Here is a 19030-nt window from a genome sequence, read left to right as displayed (position 1 = left end):
GAAAAGCGACCCTACTGTCTGCGACCCGCAGCAAAGCTGCGGGCAACCTGCGCTGGGCGAGTTTTGCGGGGGAGTCGCTCGAACTCGCTACGCTCAGACAATCGCGACTCCTGATCCCGCAAAACCCACCCAACGCAGGCGCATACACAAGGGTGGGGCAGCCGGACAGCCGAACATCTGATGGACAAACTCCCGTCCGGCTTGGCTTCAACCGTCCTTCCCATCCGGTCGGGCACTGACCAGCCAGGGCGTGTACTGCCACAGGTAGATCAGGAACGCGGCACTCCAGGCGGCGGCTGACGCCACCAAGCTGCTGAGGTAGAGCGACGGCACCAGCCAGGGCAGCAGCACCCGCAGCACGGCGGCCAGCATGATCAGCACATAGATCGCCATCTCCGGCGCATCTGCCGCCAAGGGCCGGCCGGTGTGGCCGCGCGCAGTGCGGGTCATCATGCCCAGGATCAAGCCGCCGGTGGCGCCGACGCCCAGCGCATGCACGCCGAGTGACGTCGTGACCAGGCCCAGCTGCGCCAGCGCCAGCAAGCCCAGACCCAGAATCAGCCAAAGGTGGGCCGCGTGCAGGATCCACAAAATGGGGCGGCCCAGGATGGCCAACGGGTGCCAGCGCAACTGGCGCACCAAGTTCAGCGCAAAGGCCATTCCCAGGGCGCCGGCGGCCAGGCCACTGTGCCAGCCGGTCACCCACAGCGCAATGCCAAGCACAGTAGCCGCCAGCGCCGTGTGGTCCAGCCAGGGCAGGGTGATGATCTTGAGGTTCGGCAGGGCGCTGGTGGTGAAGAAGGGCACCACCCGGCCGGCCATCACGCATTCAATGATGACCACAAAACCCAAAGCGGCATACAAGCTGCGCATCGGGTCCAGCTCAATCTGGCCGTTGACCGCCAGATGAAAGCTCAGGTTCACCAAGGTGAGTAGCAGCAAAATGAGCGCCAGCGGCACATTGCGCCAGTTGCGTGACTGGATCAGCAAGCGCAGAAAAATGAGGCCAATGATGGGCAGCAGTGCCAGGTCCAGCACCGCAAACACCGCATAGGGCGCTACCAGCGAGGCTACGCGGGCACTGAGCCAGAGCAAAAACAAGGCGCCCAAAGCCGGTCCGCGCGGGGTCTGCAAACCGGTCCAGCTTTTGCCGGCGGTCATGAGAAAACCCACGATCACCGCGACGGCAAAACCAAACAGCATTTCATGGGCATGCCAGAGCAGCGGCTGCGGTGCGGGTTGCCATTGGAGGGCACCCAGAAAGACCGCCACCCAGAGCGGCACGATCAGCGCCGCCAGCAGGGCGGCCCCAAGGTAGAACGGACGAAAAGCCAGCCGCAGCCAAGGCATGCCTTGAGGTGCGGGCGGCGTGGGGGTGTTGTTGAGGATCGGGAGTGTCATACGGGGTGCCTCGTGGGGTGGTCTGTCGGTTGGCCGGAAGCGGTGGGCGGGTTGTCAGGTGCGAGTTGCTGCTCGCCCCAGGCCAGCCAGTCGTCGCCAAACAATTCGGCCGGATGCGGTGAGCGCTCGTTGGCGCAGGCCATGGCGGTGATTGCGCAAAACTGGTCACAACCCCAGCAAATGCGCTCCGGGTTGGCGGGGTGGAGAGGGAATTTTTTGGCCATAGGATTCAGCGTGGGATCAAAAAGGTGGATTTTTCCTCGACGGCCACGGTCTGGCCCTTGGCTTCCACCCGGAAGCGGATCGGGCTGGCCTTGCTACGGTGGGCCAGTGTTGCCTCAAAGGGCAGGGTCAGGCGGATGGTGAGCGAGCCGATGCCGGTCGCCGGCACGGTGATTACCGGGTCGGTGGTCAAGGTCAAGCCCGGCAGGCCCTGAACGCTGGCGGTGTAGGTTTGTGGCGCCTCGGAAGCATTCATGATTTTTAGGGAATAGACGTTTTCAACGTCACCATTGCCCAGCTCACGCGCCAGTGCGCCGCGGTCCTTGATGATGTCCACGGCAAAACCCTTGCGGTTGGACAAACCGCCCACAAAGATCGCCACGACTGCCAGAAACAGCACACCGTAAACCCACACGCGCGGGCGCCAGACCCGTTTCACCATCTGCTTGGGTGTCAATTTTTCAGCGATGCCCTTGCCCGATGAATAACGGATCAGGCCAGAGGGGTAGTTCATTTTGACCATGACTTCGTCGCACACGTCGATGCAGGCGGCGCAGGCAATGCATTCGTTTTGCAGCCCGTTGCGAATGTCGATGCCGGTTGGACACACCTGCACACACAGCGTGCAATCAATGCAGTCACCCAGGCCCAGCGCCTTGGGGTCGGCGACCCGCGCCCGTGAGCCGCGGGTCTCACCCCGCTGCGCATCGTAGGCAATGACCATCGAGTCCATGTCGGTCAGAGCGCTTTGAATGCGGGCATAGGGGCACATGTGCTTGCAGATTTGTTCGCGCAAGTAGCCCGCGTTGCCATAGGTGGCCATGCCGTAGAACAGGACCCAGAACCATTCCCAGGGCGAAAATGACAGCACCCACAACTCCTGCACCAGGTCCAGAATGGGCGTGAAGTAGCCCACAAAGGTAAATCCGGTGAACAAAGCCAGGCCAATCCAAAGGCCTTGCTTGGCGCCTTTGCGCAGTATTTTTTCCAGGCCCCAGGGCGCGTTGTCCAGTCGCATCCGGGCCAGACGGTCACCCTCGGTGACACGCTCCAGCCATAAAAAAATCTCGGTGTAGACGGTTTGCGGGCAGGCGTAACCACACCAGAGCCGACCCGCCACTGCGGTAAAGAAAAAAAGCGTCAGTGCGGCCAGCACCAACAGGACCGCCAAGTAGATCAGGTCCTGCGGGTGCATTACCAGGTCAAAAATAAAGAACCGGCTGCCGGCCAGATCAAACAAAACCGCCTGGCGCTCGTTCCACTGCAGCCAGGGGATGCCGTAAAAAACCAGTTGCGTGACCCAGACCATGACCCAGCGCAAGCGGGTAAAAAAACCGCCGACGCTGCGCGGGTAAACCTTGCCCGGCTCGTCGGTCAACGAAAAAACGCCATCTCCCCCGGCGCCAATGGGCGCGGGCATGATCGGTATGATTTTTTGGGAGAGCGGCTTTTTCATCACTTTTGCGCCATGTCGGACTGTCGCGACTTTGGTCTACACGCCATGCTTAAAGAAGAATTTCATATGAACATTATTTTATCCTGATAATAGACACATTGAATGCATCTTTGATTTAACCTGGTTTGACCTATGCGCCTTACCCAATGGACCGACTACACCTTGCGCGTACTGATGTACTGCGCGGCCAGCAAGGACCGCAGCGAGCCGGTAACGATCACCGAAATTGCCGAGAGCCACGGCATTTCGCGTAGTCACCTGACCAAAGTCGTGCAGCAACTTGCGGCCCGGGGTTGGCTGGAAACCACGCGTGGGCGCGGCGGTGGCTTGCGCCTGGCGCAGCGTGCGAAAGATCTTTGCCTTGGCACCATCGTGCGGGCGACCGAGACCGACTTTGCTGTGGTCGAGTGTTTTGAGCCGAGCCTGAACCAGTGCCGGATGGACCAGAACTGTCGACTCAAGGGCGTGTTGAATCAGGCCACGCAGAGTTTCCTGGCGGTGCTGGACGGCACCACACTGGCCGATCTGGTGGCCCCCGTGGTCAATGTGGTTGACTTGCCAAAAAGCCGGCGACTGCAGGGAGTCCCCGGCCTGCCGGGCGCATCCGTTTGAACCCGACATGAAATTGTTGGTGACACGGTTTTCCGGTTTGGCCCGGGCCTGGGTGTCCAATGGCTTGCCGTCCATGTCGGCCGCAGAGCAATGGCGGTCCAGTCTGGGGGCCTTGCTTGGCATTGTGTTGTGCGGCTTTTCACTGCTTGCCATGCCCCTGCATTCGGACTGGCTGATTGCGCCCATCGGTGCCAGCGTGGTGATTCTGTTTGTGCAGCCGCACAGCCCGGTGGCACAGCCGCGCTCTGTCATCAGCAGTTATTTTTTTGCGGCCCTGGTGGGGCTGATCTGCACCCATGTCATACCCCATGCCGTGTTGGCCGCTGCGGTGGCTGTCGCCGTCACGGTCTGGCTCATGATCAAATTCAATGGCATTCATCCACCCGGTGGTGCCCTGGTGCTTTTGATGGTGCTGGACGGCCCGGTTGGCCCGGCCCAGACCTTGCAGACGCTGATCCTGGTGGCCGTCAATGTGCTTTTGATGCTGCTGTTCGCCTGGCTCATCAACACCTGGTTATTGGGGCGGCCTTACCCGTACCGGGTCAACCCCGATAAAGGGCAGACGCACAACACCCGGGACCTGGCGCCCATGCAGCGCAGCGGCCTGGATCACCAGGACCTGGCCAGCGCCGTCACGGCGCTCAACACTTTTGTCGACATTCAGGAGGACGAGCTGGTGGCGCTGTACAACCTGGCAGTGGCGCACGCGTTTGAGCGCCATATCGGCCTGGCTTGCGGTGACGTGATGTCGCGCGATGTGATCACGGTCAGAACCGACAGCCACATCGAGCTGGCCTGGAACCGGTTGCGGCACCATAAAGTCAAGGCCCTGCCGGTGCTGGATCATGCCGACAGGCTGGTGGGCATTTTGAGTGTGGCTGATTTCTTGCGTCAAATGGACGACACCTCGGCGGCCGGTCTGGCCATGCACTTGCAAGGCCTGCTGCAGCGCATGCCGGGTGTCAAACCCAAACGGGCCATGTATGTGCATCAGATCATGTCCACGGGGGTGAGCAGCGCCAGAATGGACACGCCCATCACCGAGGTGATTGGCTTGATGCTCGATCACAACCTGCCGCACATTCCGGTCGTTGATGATGACCGCAAAGTGCTCGGCATCGTGACGCAGACCGACACCTTGGCTGCACTTTACAAACGCGTGGCGCTGGCAGCGGCTTAAAGCAGCCCCTGCTCGGTCGCCATCACGGCGGCGTGCACACGTGAGCTCACGCCCAGTTTGCGCAGGACATGCTGCACGTGAATCTTGACGGTGGTTTCCACAATGCCGTGGTCGCGGGCAATTTCCTTGTTGCTGGCGCCGCGCGCAATGCCGCGCAGAATGTCTAGTTCCCGTGGTGACAGGCTGGCCATGGCCTGCTCGGTGGGCGTGCTGGTTTTTGCAATGGCCGATGGTGCAGCGGCCGGAGTGGCGGGTTCCGGTTTCACGTTGGTGCCTTTGTAGGCGGCGATCAGCTTGCCCATCATCTCGGGCGCAATGATGCTGTCACCTTGTGCCGCGCGATGCACGGCGGCCGTGAGGTCATCGCCTTCCATGGTTTTGAGCAGGTAACCGCTGGCGCCGCCCCTCAAGGCTGCGGCCAGATCGTGTTCGTCCTCGCTCACGGTCAGCATCAGAATGCAGGCCCCTGGTGCCGCCTCAAGCAGCGAGGGCAGGGCATCGACGCCATTGACGCCGGGCAGATGGTTGTCGAGCAGGATCACATCGGGCTGCAGTTCCTGGGCTTTGCGCAGCGCCTGCCCGGCATCCGCGGCATCACCGACGACCAGCAAACCCGCGTCGCGGGCGAGCAGGGCGGTCAGACCGCGGCGAAACAGGGTGTGGTCGTCCACCACCAGAATACGGATGGGGGTGTTGGCCGGCAAGGTGGTTGGCATGTTCAGACGGTGTTGGCAGCGGGGTTGTTCGACAAGCTGTCGATGCGGGCGGCGTTGCTGGTGCTGGGGTGGGAGGGCGGCGTCAGGGTCAAAATGACCGAGCTGCCCCGCGAGGGTGTCGACAGCACCTCGATGTGCGCACCAATGCGCTGGGCGCGCTCGGTCATGATGCGCAAACCCACATGGGTTTCATCGAATTTATCCGTGTCGGGGTTGAAACCCATGCCGTCGTCGCGCACCTCAAACCGCCAGGTGGGTTGTTGCTGCACATCGAGCCAGGCCTGTGACGCCCGGGCGTGCTTGCGGATGTTGGACAGTGCTTCCTGCACGATGTGCAGCACCTGGATCTGCACATCCGGGGCCAGTGGCAGACCCTGACCCTGCATCGTCAAGGTGGTTTTGATGCCGCTTTGATGCTCGAATTTTTGCAGCGTGGTGGCCAGTGCGGGCTCGATGTCTTCGGCATTGGTGCGGGTCCTGAAGTGCAGCAGCAGTTCGCGCACATCGCTGTAGCTTTCGCGCACACCGGCGTCGATTTCTTCCAGGATTTTTGCGATTTCGCGCTCGTTGCCGTTCTTGATCGCGTCGCGCATCAATTGCACCTGGATCTTCAGGAAGGCCAGCGACTGGGCGATCGAGTCATGCAACTCGCGCGCCAGCAGGTGGCGTTCTTGCGAGACGGCGGCTTCCTTTTCGAGCGCGTTCAAGCGCAGGTTTTCCATGCCGCTGGCCAGGTGACTGCTCAGGGCCTCCAACAGCGAGCGTTCTGCAGGTGTCGGGCTGATACGGGCGTGGTAAAACAAATCGACTTCACCCATCAGGTGCTCGTGCAGCCGAACCGGCAGGGTCATCACGGTCTCGAACCCGGCCTTGAGGCAGTGCTGCATCGGGGCACTGGATTCGTCCCGGATTGGAATGATGCGCAAATCCGAATCCGGTGTGATCGAGCCGCAGAAGCAGTCCCCGGTGTAAATGCACTGCTCGCCATCGATCATGTCGGCAGGCAAGCCGTGGGCAGCCAGCATCAGGTGGCGTTGGCCACCCTGATTGGACCAGCGCAGCGCGACCCCATCGGCATGGGAAATTTTCGCCAGACTTTTGGTGAAATCCTGGGCCAGAGCATCCAGCGAAGTGGCTTTGGCCACCAGCGCCGTGACCTCGTACAGGCTTTCCAGTCGGTCCGACTTTTCCTTGAGCAGCAAGGTCTTCTCGGCCACCTTGGCTTCGAGATTTTTGTACATCGACTGCAAATGCTCGGCCATGCCGTTGAAGCCGTCGGCCAGGGTGCCCAGTTCATCGCTGGAGACACGCTCCACCCGAGCATCAAAATTGCCTTTTTGAATTTTTTCAATGGCCTGTTTCAGTTGTCCCACCGGCTCCAGCACGAACAGGTAGCCGGTGTAAAGCAACACGCTGGCCCCCACCATCACCGATGCCAGCATGCTCATCTGCAGCAGGTGCAGCAACGCCGTCCATTGGGCAATATGAACCTCGATGCTGTTGACGAAGTCATCGATATGGGATGCAAAAGCCACCGTGTCGGCGCGCAATTCGTCATAGCTTGTCGGGTTGGCCAAAATCCAGCGCGCCTGGTAAGCCGTCCAGTCGCTCTCGATCACGGCAAAGCGTTGATCCGTGTCGGTGTCCCAGGGCACAAACAGCGGGCGATCCGGATCACCTTGGCGCAGGGTGGCCAGGCTGCGGTCGAATTCGGCGCTTTGGTCGGGAAGTTGGCTGGTTTCGCGGGTGCCAATGGAAAGCGACATGCGGTAAGACTGCATGCGCATGCGTCCGGCTTCGTTGACGGCTGCGGCACCGCCGTCCAGTTGCCACGAGACCCACAAGGTGGCAATGGTGGCCATGAAGATCAGGAGCAAGAACGGCGCTCCCACCATCAGCAGCTTGGCACCCAGGCTCCAGTGGCGTTGGATGGTCACGATTGCGCCGTCCTTGCCGTCGAAGCAGGCTTGACTTCGGAAAAAATAGGAAGAGAAGCGGATTCCATGTGTTCAGTTTGCAAGATGTCCGAAGTTTGCCATGAGACGGCAAACGACACCGAGCGACGTTAACACACGCCCAAAAAACACAGCCCCTGACGCGGTCAAGGGCTGTGTTACCACGCCGTCAGGCCTGGCGCTCGAAAATGGCGGCAATGCCCTGACCGCCACCAATGCACATGGTCACCAGTGCATAACGGCCGCCAATGCGCTCAAGCTCATACAAGGCCTTCACGGTGATCAATGCACCGGTGGCGCCAATCGGATGCCCGAGCGAAATGCCCGAACCATTGGGATTGACCTTGGCTGGATCGAGACCGAGGTCACGGCTGACGGCACAGGCCTGGGCCGCAAAGGCTTCGTTGGCCTCGATCACGTCAAGGTCATTGATGGTCAGACCAGCTTTTTTCAAGGCCATTTGCGTGGCGGGCACCGGGCCGATACCCATGTATTTCGGGTCCACACCGGCGTGCGCGTAAGCGACCAGTCGGGCCAGCGGTTTCAGGCCGCGAGCTTTGGCCGTGCCAGCCTCCATCAGCACCACGGCGGCCGCGGCGTCGTTGATGCCGGACGCGTTGCCGGCGGTCACGGTGCCATTTTCCTTGAGGAAGGCGGGCTTGAGCTTGGCCAGGTCGGCCAGCGTGCAATTGGGGCGGTAGTGCTCGTCGGTTTCAAACACCACGTCACCCTTGCGGCTCTTCAATGTGACCGGCATGATCTGGCTCTTGAAATAACCAGCGTCAATGGCGCGCTGGGCGCGGTTGTGGCTCTCGACGGCCAGGGCGTCCTGGTCTTCACGGGTGATGCCCCACTTGGCGGCAATGTTCTCGGCCGTGATACCCATGTGGATGTTGTGAAACGGATCGTGCAGGGCGCTCACCATCATGTCGACCATCTTGGTGTCGCCCATGCGCGCGCCCCAGCGCATGTTCAGGCTGGCATAGGGTGCGCGGCTCATGCCTTCGGCGCCGCCGCCAATGGCGATGTCGCAGTCGCCCAGCAAGATGGATTGACTCGCATTGACGATGGCCTGCAGGCCCGAGCCGCACAAGCGGTTCACGTTATAGGCTGGCACGCCTTCGGCGCAACCACCGTTGATGGCCGCCACACGCGACAGATACATGTCCTTGGGTTCGGTGTTGACCACATGACCAAACACCACATGGCCGACTTCGTCACCCTTGACCTGGGCACGCGCGAGCACCTCGCGCACCAGCTGGCCGGCCAGCTCGGCGGGGGCGATGTCTTTCAGGCTGCCGCCATAGGTCCCAATGGCGGAACGGGCACCACTCACAATCACGACTTCACGGGTCATCACAGGTCTCCTCAGGTTAATAAATAATTACGGACGTATCTTAGCCTTGATTTCTGACAGAAAACCGACGTCAGAATGGCCCACTTCAGGCTCCGGCTTTGACGGTGTCGCGCACATCGGCGACCGCCTGCTGACCGAAGTCAGGGCGGGCCAGCCAGGCCAGCACACGCCGGGCCGCGTCGCCGGCAGCGCTGAGTTGTCCGGCGGACTTGAGCTGGGCAAAGCTGGCCTGATCCGGAAAACGAGCGGCGTCGGCGCTGCGCAATTGCACTTGCATGTCGGTATCGATGACGCCCGGCGCCAGTGAGCAAACCCGGGCACCGTTGGCCATGCGGGCTTCGTCCAGCGCCACGCAGCGGGTGAAATGGTCCATGCCGGCCTTGGCGGCGCAATAGGCGGCCTGCGAGGCCATGGCGCGGCGCCCCAGGCCAGACGAAATATTGAGCACCTTGCGCGGCACCGTCCAGGCTTGGGTCGCCTGCAGAAAGACGGCAGTGAGCAGCAGCGGGGCTTCCAGGTTGACCCGCATGGCGACGGCCAACTCGGCCGGGTCGGAGGCGCTCAAGGGGGCGATCATCGGAATCACCCCGGCGTTGTTGATCAATGTGACACTCAGGAAGCCGTGTGGGTCCAGGCTGTTGAGCCAGGTTTTGAGCCGAAGCGCGGCGGGCTCGGGCTGTGACAAGTCCAGCGCCCACTGTTCCAGCGTGTCCTTGTTTTGTGCTGCGCTTTCGGCCAGGGAAGGTGCAGGATGACGCGCCAGGCACAACACGTGATTTTCCCGGCTCAGCAATTGCTCGGCCATGGCCAGTCCCATGCCGCGGGAGGCGCCCGTCAGGATAAATAAATGTCTTTGCATGTTTCCTTGTCTTACTTGATGGAGGTCAAATTTTCTTTGATCCAGGTGACTATCATGAACTTCAACCAAAGTGGTTGTATGACAAGGAGAAAAAAAATGCAAGTTCAAATCCACACCGATCACCACATTGAAGGCACTGAGGCCATGAGCCAATGGGCCAGCAGTGCCGTCACTGACGCACTGGCCCGCTTCAGCGGCCAGATTTCCCGGGTTGAAGTCCACCTGAGCGATGAAAATGGTGGCAAGAAAACCAGCACCGAAAACAAGCAATGCATGTTGGAGGCACGCCTGGAAGGACACCCACCGCTGGCTGTCAAACACCATGCGGGCAACCTGAATCAGGCCCTTGATGGCGCAGCCGTCAAGTTGGTGCGATTGATTGAAAACACGCTGGGCCGCACTGCACGCGCCTGATTTTTAAAACGGCGGTTCGCTGGTAAACACCAAGGCTTGACCACTGACCGGGTGGGTCAACTCAAGCCGGCTGGCGTGCAGCAACAGGCGATCAGCCTTGGTTTGGCTGGCCGGTGTGCCGTACAAGGCGTCGCCCAGAATGGGGTGCTGCAGGGCTTGCAGGTGCACACGCAACTGGTGTGATCGGCCGGTGACGGGTTCGAGTTCCAGCCGTGTCGTTTGCGCTGTCGGGTTGTGTTGCAACACGCGCCAGCGGGTGCAACTGGGCTTGCCTTGCACATCGATGATGCGCCGGGGCCTGTTGGGCCAATCCAGCAGGATTGGCAGGTCAATCACTGCCCAGTCAGCGTCGGGTGAGGTCAGCAACCCATCCACCACCGCCACATAGCGCTTGTGCACCGCGCGTTTGGCAAACGCAGCGTTCAAAGTGCGCTGGGCGCCAGCACCGAGCGCCATCACCAGCAGGCCTGACGTGGCCATGTCCAGCCGATGCACCACACGGGCCTCGGCATGGCGCTGTTGCACCCGGCGGCTCAGGCAGTCCTGCTTGTCGTCGCCCTTGCCAGGCACGCTCAGCAGGCCGGCGGGTTTGTCCAGTACCAGCAGGGTGTCGTCGGCGTAGACGACGCTGACTTCAGACAAGGGGCGTCGCAGTCCTGGCCTAACGCGGCGCGTTTTTCAGCTTGCCTCGTACCGGCACCACGGTGGTGACGGTGGGCCGTACCGCGTCAGCCGACACGGGCTTGGGCGGTGAGGTGTCCTTCTTGGGTTTCTTGACCATTTTGTTGTTGCCTTGTTGACCTTTTGCCATGATGTGCTCCTGAGTGGTTGATGCGGTGTCGAATTGATTTGGACCGGCACATTATCGGTTGACATGTACCGCGGTCATGCGCCACCCTTGGGTTTGAGCGCTTGGAGTTTGCGGTACAGCGAGCGCTCACTGATGCCCAGTTGGGCAGCCAGTTCAGCGCGACTGCCGGTATGTTGATCCGCCATGCTTTGAAGCGCTGCCGTGGCTACTGATTTCAGGGAGCCCGGTGAGGCGACCGGTGTGGCTGCAGCGACGGTGACTGGTGTCGTGCTGCTGTGGCCGCGCCGGCCAGAAAGCAATGCTTGCGCCACATGGCTGGCTTCCAGCGTGTCGCCGTCGCACAGCAGGGCCGATCGCTCCAGCAGATTGCGCAACTCACGCACATTGCCGGGGTAGTTTTGCGCCTGCAATGCCTCAAGGGCACCGCTGCTGACGACCAGCTTGCGCTGCGGTGCGACTCTGGAGAGGAGGGCGTGGGTCAGCAAGGGAATGTCATCACGCCGCTCGCGCAAGGCGGGCAGGTGAATCGGGAAAGTACTCAGGCGGTAGTACAGGTCTTCGCGAAAGCGCCCCTGTGCAACCATCCGGTCCAGATCCCGGTGCGTGGCGGCCACCACCCGGATGTCGGCATGGCGCTGCTCGGTGCTGCCGACGCGCCGGTAGGTACCGGTTTCAAGCAGGCGCAGCAGCTTGACCTGCATGGTGAGCGGGATGTCGCCCACCTCGTCCAGAAACAAGGTGCCACCGCTGGCCGCTTCCACCAAGCCGCCACGCGCGCTGTTGGCCCCGGTGAAGGCACCGCGCTCGTGACCAAACAGCTCCGACTCAAACAGGTTCTCGGGCAGGCTGGCGCAGTCTACCGGCACCAAGGCCTTGGCGGCGCGGTGGCTGGCCTCGTGCACCGCGTGGGCCACGAGTTCCTTGCCGGTGCCGGATTCTCCGAGCAACAGCACGGCCGCTTGCGACGGCGCCACCCGCGCCACCAGGCCGAGCATGTGCAGGAAAGCCGGGCTGCGGCCAATCAAGCCCTGGGCCGCCGCGTGGTCTTGCGCCACCCGCAGCGCTTCCATTTTTTCCACGTAAAAGGCTTGCTGACCCGTGGCGCCAAGCAGCGGGGCGAGCTCGATATTGACGTATTCCTCGCCCTTCGGGGTGTGGTGCAGGTGCAGTACCCGCTCACGCTGGCCGGATTCGCGCGAACGCGCCAGCGGACAGGATTCGCCGGCCTGATCGCAGGGCACGCTGAAGCGGTGCGACACCTCGTAACAGGTGCGACCCACCACGCTGTGTTGCGGGCTGAACTGGCGCCGGTAGGCCGCATTGGCGGCCAGGATGCGGTACTGGGTGTCAAAAAGGATGTGCGGCTCGGGCAGGCCCTCCAAAAATGACATGAGCTCGGGCAGCGGTTTCATGGTGAAGCCTTTTCAAATGACGTTGGCATCAAATGTATGCCAATACACGGACGACACTGCCATATTTGGCATATATAGAATTTTTCTTCTTCCACGCCACTGTTTCAGATGTGCCTAAGTCATTGAAAGTAAATGATATTTCCTGATTTGTCTGATTGGCACGAATATTGATAACAGAAGTTATGTTCCTCTGCACTTGTGCTCTTCATGAAGCCCGCTGACCAACGCCTGGTAAGACGGCTGGCGTCGGTGTTGGTCATCAAGCTTGCCGTGCTGATTGGGTTGTGGGCAGGGTTTGTGCGGGATCAGCAGGTCGCGGTCGACGCATCCGGCATGGCCGCGCAAGTGTTGGTTCAGGGTTCTGTGTCAAACAAGGAAGACAACAAATGATTTCTGAGCAATTGGTTGACCTCTCAAGGCTGCAATTTGCGGCGACGGCGATGTACCATTTCCTGTTCGTGCCGCTGACGATCGGCATGGTGTGGCTGTTGGTGATCATGGAAAGCGTCTATGTAATGACCGGCAACGTGGTCTGGAAAGACATGACGCGCTTTTGGGGCAAGTTGTTTGGCATCAACTTCGCCCTGGGTGTCACCACCGGTATCACGCTTGAGTTTCAATTTGGCACCAACTGGGCCTATTACTCCCATTATGTTGGCGACATTTTTGGCGCGCCGCTGGCCATCGAGGGCCTGATGGCTTTCTTTCTTGAGTCCACCATGATCGGTCTGTTCTTCTTTGGCTGGGACCGGCTGTCCAAACCACAGCACTTGCTGGTGACGGTGTTGATGGCGGTGGGAACCAACCTGAGTGCGTTGTGGATTTTGATTGCCAATGGCTGGATGCAAAACCCGGTGGGTGCCGAATTCAGCTACCAGACCATGCGCATGGAAATGACGGACTTTTGGGCCGTTTTGTTCAATCCCGATGCGCAAGCCAAGTTTGTCCACACGGTGTCAGCTGGTTATGTCACCGGTGCCATGTTTGTGATGTCGATTTCCAGCTGGTATTTGCTCAAAAAACGCGATGTGGCTTTTGCCAAGCGCAGTTTTCGTGTGGCGGCGGCCTTTGGCCTGGCCTCGGTGTTGAGCGTGATTGTGCTGGGTGATGAATCTGGCTACACCGTGGGTGAAGCCCAGCAAACCAAGCTGGCGGCGATGGAAGCCATGTGGGAAACCAAGCCTGCGCCGGCTGGGTTGACGCTGCTCGCGGGCATCAACGAAGCCGAGCAAAAGAACGACTGGGAAATTGAAATCCCTTGGGTCATGGGCTTGATTGGCACCCGCTCGATTTCCAAGGAGATCCACGGCATCCATGACATCAAGGCCAGGAACCGCGAGCGCATCGTCAACGGTATCGTAGCCGTGACCGCGCTTGAAAGCCTGCGCGCCAAGCGCGACGATGCCGTGGCCAAGCAGATGTTTGAGCAACACAAGGCCGATCTGGGCTTTGGGTTGTTGCTCAAAAAATATGTGGTCGATGTGCGCCAGGCCACGCCCGAGATCCTTGACAAGGCGGTCAATGACACCGTGCCGCGCGTCACCCCCCTGTTCTGGGGTTTCCGCATCATGGTCGGCCTTGGCTTTGCGATGCTGCTGCTGTTTGGACTGGCGTTTTACAGCACCCTGAAATCCAACTTCATGGAAAAGCCGTGGCTTTTGAAAGCGGCGTTGTGGATGTTGCCCGCCCCGTGGATTGCCTGCGAGCTGGGCTGGTTTGTGGCGGAATACGGTCGTCAGCCCTGGACCATTTATGGCGTGTTGCCGACACACCTGTCGGTGTCGACCCTGAGTGTCAACAGCCTGTATGGCTCACTGGCGGGCTTCATCGGGTTCTACACCGTGCTGCTGCTTGTCGAGATGTTCTTGATGGTCAAGTTTGCCCGCATGGGCCCGGGCAGCCTGGGCACGGGGCGCTACCAAAGCGAGAGCGATTCAGCCCTGGCTGCAGCACACGTTTAAGGAAACATCATGTTTGATTACGAGACTTTGAAGGTCATCTGGTGGCTGCTGGTCGGTATCCTGCTGGTCGGCTTTGCCATCATGGACGGGCACGACATGGGTGTCGGTACCCTGCTACCTTTTGTCGGACGCAGCGACCTGGAACGGCGCGTGGTGATCAACACTGTGGGGTCGCATTGGGACGGCAACCAGGTCTGGTTCATCACCGGCGGCGGCGCTATTTTTGCCGCCTGGCCGCTGGTCTATGCCACGGCGTTCAGCGGCTTTTACTGGGCCATGCTGCTGGTGTTGTGGGCGCTGTTTTTCAGGCCGGTGGGCTTTGACTACCGCAGCAAAATCCACAACAGCACCTGGCGCAGCGTGTGGGATTGGGGCTTGTTCATCGGCGGCTTCGTCCCACCAGTGATCTTTGGCGTCGCGTTTGGCAACTTGCTGCAAGGCGTGCCGTTCCAGTTCGACGCCTACCTGATGTCCACCTACACCGGCAGCTTCTGGCAGCTGCTCAACCCGTTTGCCTTGCTGGCGGGGGTGGTGAGCAGTGCCATGATCACCTTGCAGGGCGGCAGCTACCTGGCGCACCGCACCGAGGGCCTGATTCAGGCGCGCGCCATCAAGGGGGCTATTGGCGCGGCCGTGGTGATGGTGCTGGCCTTTGTGGCAGCCGGGTTCTGGCTGCAGGCCATTGAGGGCTACCGCATCACCTCGGTGATCAATGCCTCTGCTTTGCCTGACCCCCTGAGCAAGACCGTGGTGCGGGAAGCCGGGGCCTGGATGGTCAATTATGGTTATCAACCCCTGATGTGGGCTTTGCCCGCGCTGGGGGTGCTGGGCGCCCTGAGTTCGGCCTGGCTTCTGTCGAGACGTCACACCCTGAGCGCGTTTGTGGCTTCCTCATCGGCCGTGGTCGGGGTGATTGGCACGGCAGGCGCGTCCATGTTTCCGTTTGTGATGCCTTCCAGCAGCATGCCCTCAGCCAGTCTGACGGTGTGGGACAGCGTGTCGAGCCACCTGACGCTGGGCATCATGTTCTGGGCCACGATGCTGTTCATGCCCTTGATCGTGATCTACACCTCGTGGGCCTATCGCGTGATGCGCGGCAAGGTGACGGCGGCTTATGTGCAAGAGCACGACCATGCGGCTTATTAAAAGGAATTGACATGTGGTATTTCAGTTGGGTGTTGGGTGTCGGATTCGCCGTACTGCTGGCTATTCTGAACGCCATGTGGGGCGAAACCCAGGAGGCGCGGGAGGACGCCCGTGGCAACAGCGAGTGAGCGCCAGCGTGTCTGATGCTTCTGTATCAGCCGCCCGGTCGCTGAGCCTGGCCGTGGCGCTTGCCATCATGCTGGGTGGCAGCGTTTACCCATTCATGCTGGCAGGGCAGGACGGGGCTGTGGACCATGGTTTTGTGTCCGCCGTTTTTTGGGCCATGAGTGCGGGACTGGTCAACGGCGTGGGTTTCAAGCCAAGATTCGCGCTGTGGCGTCGGCTCTTTTCGGGCTGGGCTTGCCTGTCTGCCTTGTTGTTGGCTGCTGGCTTGCGTTTGGCGTGATCTTGTTCCCCACGGACCAACAGCGAATTCAGCCGAGACTGGCGGTATAAAGTGTCATTCTCTGACAAAATTGGCAGTCACGCCTGACAGTGCAGGGGTCGGAAATGGCGCTATATCCTTGCAAATGCCTGTTCTAATTAGAATATTACCTTTGGCATTGGTTTGGCATGCTTCTTGATAGATATTAGGCAAATGACTGAGAATTGCCAAGATGAACTTGCCTCCTAATGTCGATAACCTGCATTTACTGCGGAATTTTTAACGTGTACTTCCGCATTTTGAACAATGACGTCAGCGGAGCATTGACTTATCTCCTGGCAGACCAGGATGCCCGGGAAGCGGTGTTGGTTGACCCCCACGCATGCGATTTGCCGGTTCTTGCCGCATTGCTGGCAGATCGTGACTTGCGGCTGCGTTGGGTGTTGCGCACCCACCACCACGACGCCCTGCAGCCCGGTGAACCCGAGCAATTGGCTTTTCTGGGTGCCTCTGTGGTGCAGGGCGACACGCTGGCGGCCTTGCCTTCGTCTGGCGCTGCGGCACTGCCCTTTGGCGCTGAACTGGTGCGCGTGCTGGTGACGCCGGGCCACACGTCCCATTGCCTCAGTTTTGGTTGGCGCGACCGTTTGTTTTGCGGCGGTTTGTTCGCTATCACCGCCTGCCCGCACCAGCCGCGACCGGCAGAGCCCGAGGCGCTGTGGGACAGCGTGACTCAGCGCATCTTTACCCTGCCTGATGAAACCTTGCTGTTTGCCGGCCACGAGCAGCGCGCGCGCGCCGTGAGCACCGTGCAGGAGCAGCGCCGCTGGCACCCGTATTTCGCGGGCCAGACCCGTGATGAATTTCTGGCGCGCATGGCTGCGCTGCCTGAAAAAAATTGATCAGTTTGTATCTTTTGAGGAACCCCTGATGACCACTGAAAACAAAGAGCCTAGGAAGGTGATCCCCATCGCGGCGGCAGCGCCCGACGAGGAATTGGTGTCGCTGTATGCCGCGCACCAGAAAATTTATCCGCGTAGCGTCTCCGGTGTCTTCACGCAATGGCGCTGGATCATGGTGTGGGTGACGCAAATTATTTTCTACGGCCTGCCCTGGATCGAGTGGGGCCAGCGTCAGGCGGTGTTGTTTGATTTGAGCGTGCGTCGCTTTTACATTTTTGGCCTGGTGCTGTACCCGCAAGACTTCATCTACCTGACCGGTTTGATGATCATCTCGGCCCTGTCGCTGTTTCTGTTTACCGCCGTGGCCGGGCGCCTGTGGTGTGGCTTTGCTTGCCCGCAAACGGTCTACACCGAAATCTTTTTGTGGATTGAAAAAAAGCTCGAGGGAGACCGCTCCGCGCGCATGCGCCGTGACGAAGGTCCGATGACGGCCGAGAAGTTCGCGCGCAAGGCGGGCAAGCAATTTTTGTGGATTGCGTTCGCGTTCTGGACCGGTTTTACCTTTGTCGGCTACTTCGTGCCGATGCGCGAGATGGCCGGCGCCTTTTTGGGTGGCCAACTGGCGGCCTGGGAATTTTTCTGGGTCTTCTTCTACGGCTTTGCCACTTACGGCAACGCCGGCTTCATGCGCGAGCAGGTGTGCAAGCACATGTGCCCCTATGCCCGTTTCCAGAGTGCCATGTTCGACAAGGACACGTTGATCGTGACCTATGACGCCGAGCGGGGTGAGCCACGCGGGGCCCGTTCCAAAAAGGCCGACCTCAGCACTTTGAACCTCGGTGCCTGTGTGGACTGCACCTTGTGCGTGCAGGTGTGCCCGACCGGCATTGACATCCGCAATGGCCTGCAATACGAGTGCATTGGCTGTGGCGCCTGCGCCGATGTGTGTGACACGGTGATGGACAAGGTGGGCTATCCGCGCGGCCTGGTCAAGTTTTCCACCGAAAACGCCATGAAGAACCACTGGACCAAAGAGCAGACTGTCAAACGGGTGTTGCGCCCTCGGGTGCTGGTCTACACCACCATTCTGCTGGGCATTGTGCTGGCCATCTTTGTCAGCCTGGCCACGCGCACCCCGTTCAAAGCGGACGTGGTGCGTGACCGTGGCGTGATGGCGCGTGTGGTTGAGGCCGGGCAGGTGGAGAACGTGTACCGTATCCAGGTCATGAACGCCACGGAAGCCCCGCAGCGTTACAGAATCTCGGTGGAAGGCCTGCCTGGCATCAAGATCATGTCCGAAGACACCGTCAGCATTGCCTCCACCGAGGCCCGCTGGGTGGCGGTGCGGGTCCAGGTGCCGCCCGAAGCCGACAAGCCGGGCTCGCACGATATTCACTTCATCATCAAATCCCTGGACAGTCCGGGGCTGTTGCGTGAAGAGTCCAAGTTCATCATTCCGCAGTAAGCCAGGCGGTGTTGCCGGCGGTTGATACGGTGCTGACGGGTCTGGCACTTGGCCTGGCTGGCTTGTGGGGGCTGCGCGCTGCGGCTCACGCCCTGATTCTGAAAGGGCTGCGCGCGCCGCGGGTGACTGCATCGACCCTTCCCGAAGCGCTGGGCCTGGTAGCGCAGGCGGTGAGCATCGCCGGGCCCAACGGCAAGACCCTGTTTGCCTGGTTTGTGCCGGTATCGGGCGCCTCGAAGACACCCGCCGTGCTGGTGATGCACGGCTGGGGTGCCAATGCCGGCATGATGTTGCCTTCGGTTGCGCCCCTGGTCGACGCTGGTCTGGCGGTGTTGCTGCTGGATGCGCGCTGCCACGGAGCCAGCGGTGACGAAGCCTTCACCTCGTTGCCACGTTTTGCCCAGGACATCGATGCGGGGCTGGACTGGCTGGCCCGGCAGGCGCAGGTGGATGCTGACCGACTGGCCTTGATCGGACATTCGGTCGGCGCGGGCGCGGCCCTGCTGAGCGCCACGCGGCGCGATGACATTCGGGCGGTGGTCAGTATCAGCGCTTTTGCCCACCCCTACGAGGTGATGCGGCGCTTGCTGGCGGCAAACCACATTCCTTATTTTGGCATCGGCTGGTATGTGCTACGTATGCGTCCGGCGAACACAGATTGACGGCGTAACCGTTACGTGATCAGCGGTGACCAATTGTGCGGCAGCAGCTCATCAATTCGGCTGTTCTTCTGAGTCGGCAAGCGGGCCAGAACATCCTTCAGATAGGCATACGGG

General features: G+C 60.6%; 22 protein-coding genes. 11 read left to right on the top strand and 11 right to left on the bottom strand.

The genetic code is table 11. The annotated features are described in order from the left end of the window. Positions 1–207 precede the first annotated feature (207 nt). Genes Q7U49_RS03740 through ccoG (Q7U49_RS03730) form a run of 3 tightly spaced genes read right to left on the bottom strand, consistent with a single transcriptional unit; the run spans position 208 to position 3043 of the window. Complete coding sequence (locus Q7U49_RS03740) at positions 208–1401, bottom strand: NnrS family protein (protein WP_304762415.1); 1194 nt, start codon at positions 1399–1401, stop codon at positions 208–210. Further along, on the bottom strand, positions 1398–1625 hold the full coding sequence (locus Q7U49_RS03735; protein WP_304762414.1) for a DUF3079 domain-containing protein: 228 nt from the start codon (positions 1623–1625) through the stop codon (positions 1398–1400). Before Q7U49_RS03735 ends, Q7U49_RS03740 begins: the two co-directional genes overlap by 4 nt. Before the next feature lie 5 nt (positions 1626–1630). Further along, positions 1631–3043 carry a cytochrome c oxidase accessory protein CcoG gene (gene ccoG, locus Q7U49_RS03730; RefSeq protein WP_304762413.1) on the bottom strand — a complete coding sequence of 471 codons (1413 nt, stop codon included), beginning with the start codon at positions 3041–3043 and terminating at the stop codon, positions 1631–1633. A gap of 168 nt (positions 3044–3211) precedes the next feature. Between ccoG (Q7U49_RS03730) and Q7U49_RS03725 the strand changes: the two genes are divergently transcribed. Then, positions 3212–3691 carry an Rrf2 family transcriptional regulator gene (locus Q7U49_RS03725; protein ID WP_304762412.1) on the top strand — a complete coding sequence of 160 codons (480 nt, stop codon included), beginning with the start codon at positions 3212–3214 and terminating at the stop codon, positions 3689–3691. Positions 3692–3698: 7 nt separating this feature from the next. Next, positions 3699–4871, top strand: a complete 1173-nt coding sequence (locus Q7U49_RS03720) for an HPP family protein (protein ID WP_304762411.1) — start codon at positions 3699–3701, stop codon at positions 4869–4871. Here the strand turns inward: Q7U49_RS03720 and Q7U49_RS03715 are convergent. From Q7U49_RS03715 to Q7U49_RS03700, 4 genes are all read right to left on the bottom strand, one after another. Next, on the bottom strand, positions 4868–5587 hold the full coding sequence (locus tag Q7U49_RS03715; protein ID WP_304762410.1) for a response regulator: 720 nt from the start codon (positions 5585–5587) through the stop codon (positions 4868–4870). The two genes, Q7U49_RS03720 and Q7U49_RS03715, sit on opposite strands and share 4 nt — an antisense overlap. 2 nt (positions 5588–5589) lie before the next feature. Beyond that, entirely contained in the window at positions 5590–7524 is a 1935-nt protein-coding gene (locus tag Q7U49_RS03710) for a type IV pili methyl-accepting chemotaxis transducer N-terminal domain-containing protein (RefSeq protein ID WP_304762409.1), read from the bottom strand. Between the two features lie 187 nt (positions 7525–7711). After that, the gene (gene bktB, locus Q7U49_RS03705; RefSeq protein ID WP_304762408.1) at positions 7712–8899 is read right to left on the bottom strand and encodes a beta-ketothiolase BktB; all 1188 of its coding nucleotides are present in this window, start codon (positions 8897–8899) and stop codon (positions 7712–7714) included. An 85-nt stretch (positions 8900–8984) separates the two neighbouring features. Next, positions 8985–9758: an SDR family NAD(P)-dependent oxidoreductase gene (locus Q7U49_RS03700; protein ID WP_304762407.1), complete on the bottom strand. Its 774-nt coding sequence runs from the start codon at positions 9756–9758 to the stop codon at positions 8985–8987. 96 nt (positions 9759–9854) lie between these two features. Between Q7U49_RS03700 and Q7U49_RS03695 the strand changes: the two genes are divergently transcribed. Next, the gene (locus Q7U49_RS03695; RefSeq protein WP_304762406.1) at positions 9855–10172 is read left to right on the top strand and encodes an HPF/RaiA family ribosome-associated protein; all 318 of its coding nucleotides are present in this window, start codon (positions 9855–9857) and stop codon (positions 10170–10172) included. A 3-nt stretch (positions 10173–10175) separates the two neighbouring features. Here Q7U49_RS03695 and Q7U49_RS03690 read toward each other — a convergent pair whose 3' ends face one another. From Q7U49_RS03690 to Q7U49_RS03680, 3 genes are all read right to left on the bottom strand, one after another. After that, the gene (locus Q7U49_RS03690; protein WP_304762405.1) at positions 10176–10814 is read right to left on the bottom strand and encodes an RluA family pseudouridine synthase; all 639 of its coding nucleotides are present in this window, start codon (positions 10812–10814) and stop codon (positions 10176–10178) included. Positions 10815–10833: 19 nt separating this feature from the next. Next, positions 10834–10983 (bottom strand): hypothetical protein, encoded by a 150-nt coding sequence (locus Q7U49_RS03685; RefSeq protein ID WP_296273855.1) that lies wholly within the window; start codon positions 10981–10983, stop codon positions 10834–10836. Positions 10984–11057: 74 nt separating this feature from the next. Further along, positions 11058–12395, bottom strand: a complete 1338-nt coding sequence (locus Q7U49_RS03680; protein WP_304762404.1) for a sigma-54-dependent Fis family transcriptional regulator — start codon at positions 12393–12395, stop codon at positions 11058–11060. Between the two features lie 207 nt (positions 12396–12602). Here Q7U49_RS03680 and cydP point away from each other — a divergent pair, with 207 nt between their 5' ends. The 8 genes from cydP to Q7U49_RS03640 all read left to right on the top strand — a co-directional run bounded on the left by cydP (position 12603) and on the right by Q7U49_RS03640 (position 18916). After that, positions 12603–12785, top strand: a complete 183-nt coding sequence (cydP, locus tag Q7U49_RS03675) for a cytochrome oxidase putative small subunit CydP (RefSeq protein ID WP_304762403.1) — start codon at positions 12603–12605, stop codon at positions 12783–12785. Continuing rightward, a complete protein-coding gene (locus Q7U49_RS03670) occupies positions 12782–14356 on the top strand; it encodes a cytochrome ubiquinol oxidase subunit I (protein ID WP_304762402.1) in 1575 nt (524 codons plus the stop codon). The genes cydP and Q7U49_RS03670 overlap by 4 nt, the downstream gene beginning before the upstream one ends. Before the next feature lie 9 nt (positions 14357–14365). Further along, the gene (gene cydB, locus Q7U49_RS03665) at positions 14366–15502 is read left to right on the top strand and encodes a cytochrome d ubiquinol oxidase subunit II (RefSeq protein WP_304762401.1); all 1137 of its coding nucleotides are present in this window, start codon (positions 14366–14368) and stop codon (positions 15500–15502) included. A gap of 11 nt (positions 15503–15513) precedes the next feature. Further along, positions 15514–15630, top strand: a complete 117-nt coding sequence (cydX, locus tag Q7U49_RS03660) for a cytochrome bd-I oxidase subunit CydX (RefSeq protein ID WP_304762400.1) — start codon at positions 15514–15516, stop codon at positions 15628–15630. 8 nt (positions 15631–15638) lie between these two features. Beyond that, the gene (locus Q7U49_RS03655; protein ID WP_304762399.1) at positions 15639–15908 is read left to right on the top strand and encodes a cyd operon YbgE family protein; all 270 of its coding nucleotides are present in this window, start codon (positions 15639–15641) and stop codon (positions 15906–15908) included. Positions 15909–16276: 368 nt separating this feature from the next. Further along, positions 16277–16789, top strand: a complete 513-nt coding sequence (locus tag Q7U49_RS03650; protein WP_304762398.1) for a hypothetical protein — start codon at positions 16277–16279, stop codon at positions 16787–16789. Positions 16790–16817: 28 nt separating this feature from the next. After that, the gene (gene ccoG, locus Q7U49_RS03645; RefSeq protein WP_304762397.1) at positions 16818–18254 is read left to right on the top strand and encodes a cytochrome c oxidase accessory protein CcoG; all 1437 of its coding nucleotides are present in this window, start codon (positions 16818–16820) and stop codon (positions 18252–18254) included. An 11-nt stretch (positions 18255–18265) separates the two neighbouring features. Next, the gene (locus tag Q7U49_RS03640) at positions 18266–18916 is read left to right on the top strand and encodes an alpha/beta hydrolase (protein WP_304762396.1); all 651 of its coding nucleotides are present in this window, start codon (positions 18266–18268) and stop codon (positions 18914–18916) included. Positions 18917–18927: 11 nt separating this feature from the next. Here the strand turns inward: Q7U49_RS03640 and Q7U49_RS03635 are convergent. Then, the coding region (locus Q7U49_RS03635; protein ID WP_304762416.1) for a transposase domain-containing protein at positions 18928–19030 on the bottom strand (103 nt) is incomplete at its 5' end.

Source organism: Rhodoferax sp. (genome assembly GCF_030653815.1).
GTDB lineage: Bacteria > Pseudomonadota > Gammaproteobacteria > Burkholderiales > Burkholderiaceae_C > Rhodoferax.
The sequence above is the reverse complement of the archived record's forward strand: the minus strand, read 5'-3'. Positions and strand labels throughout refer to the sequence as shown.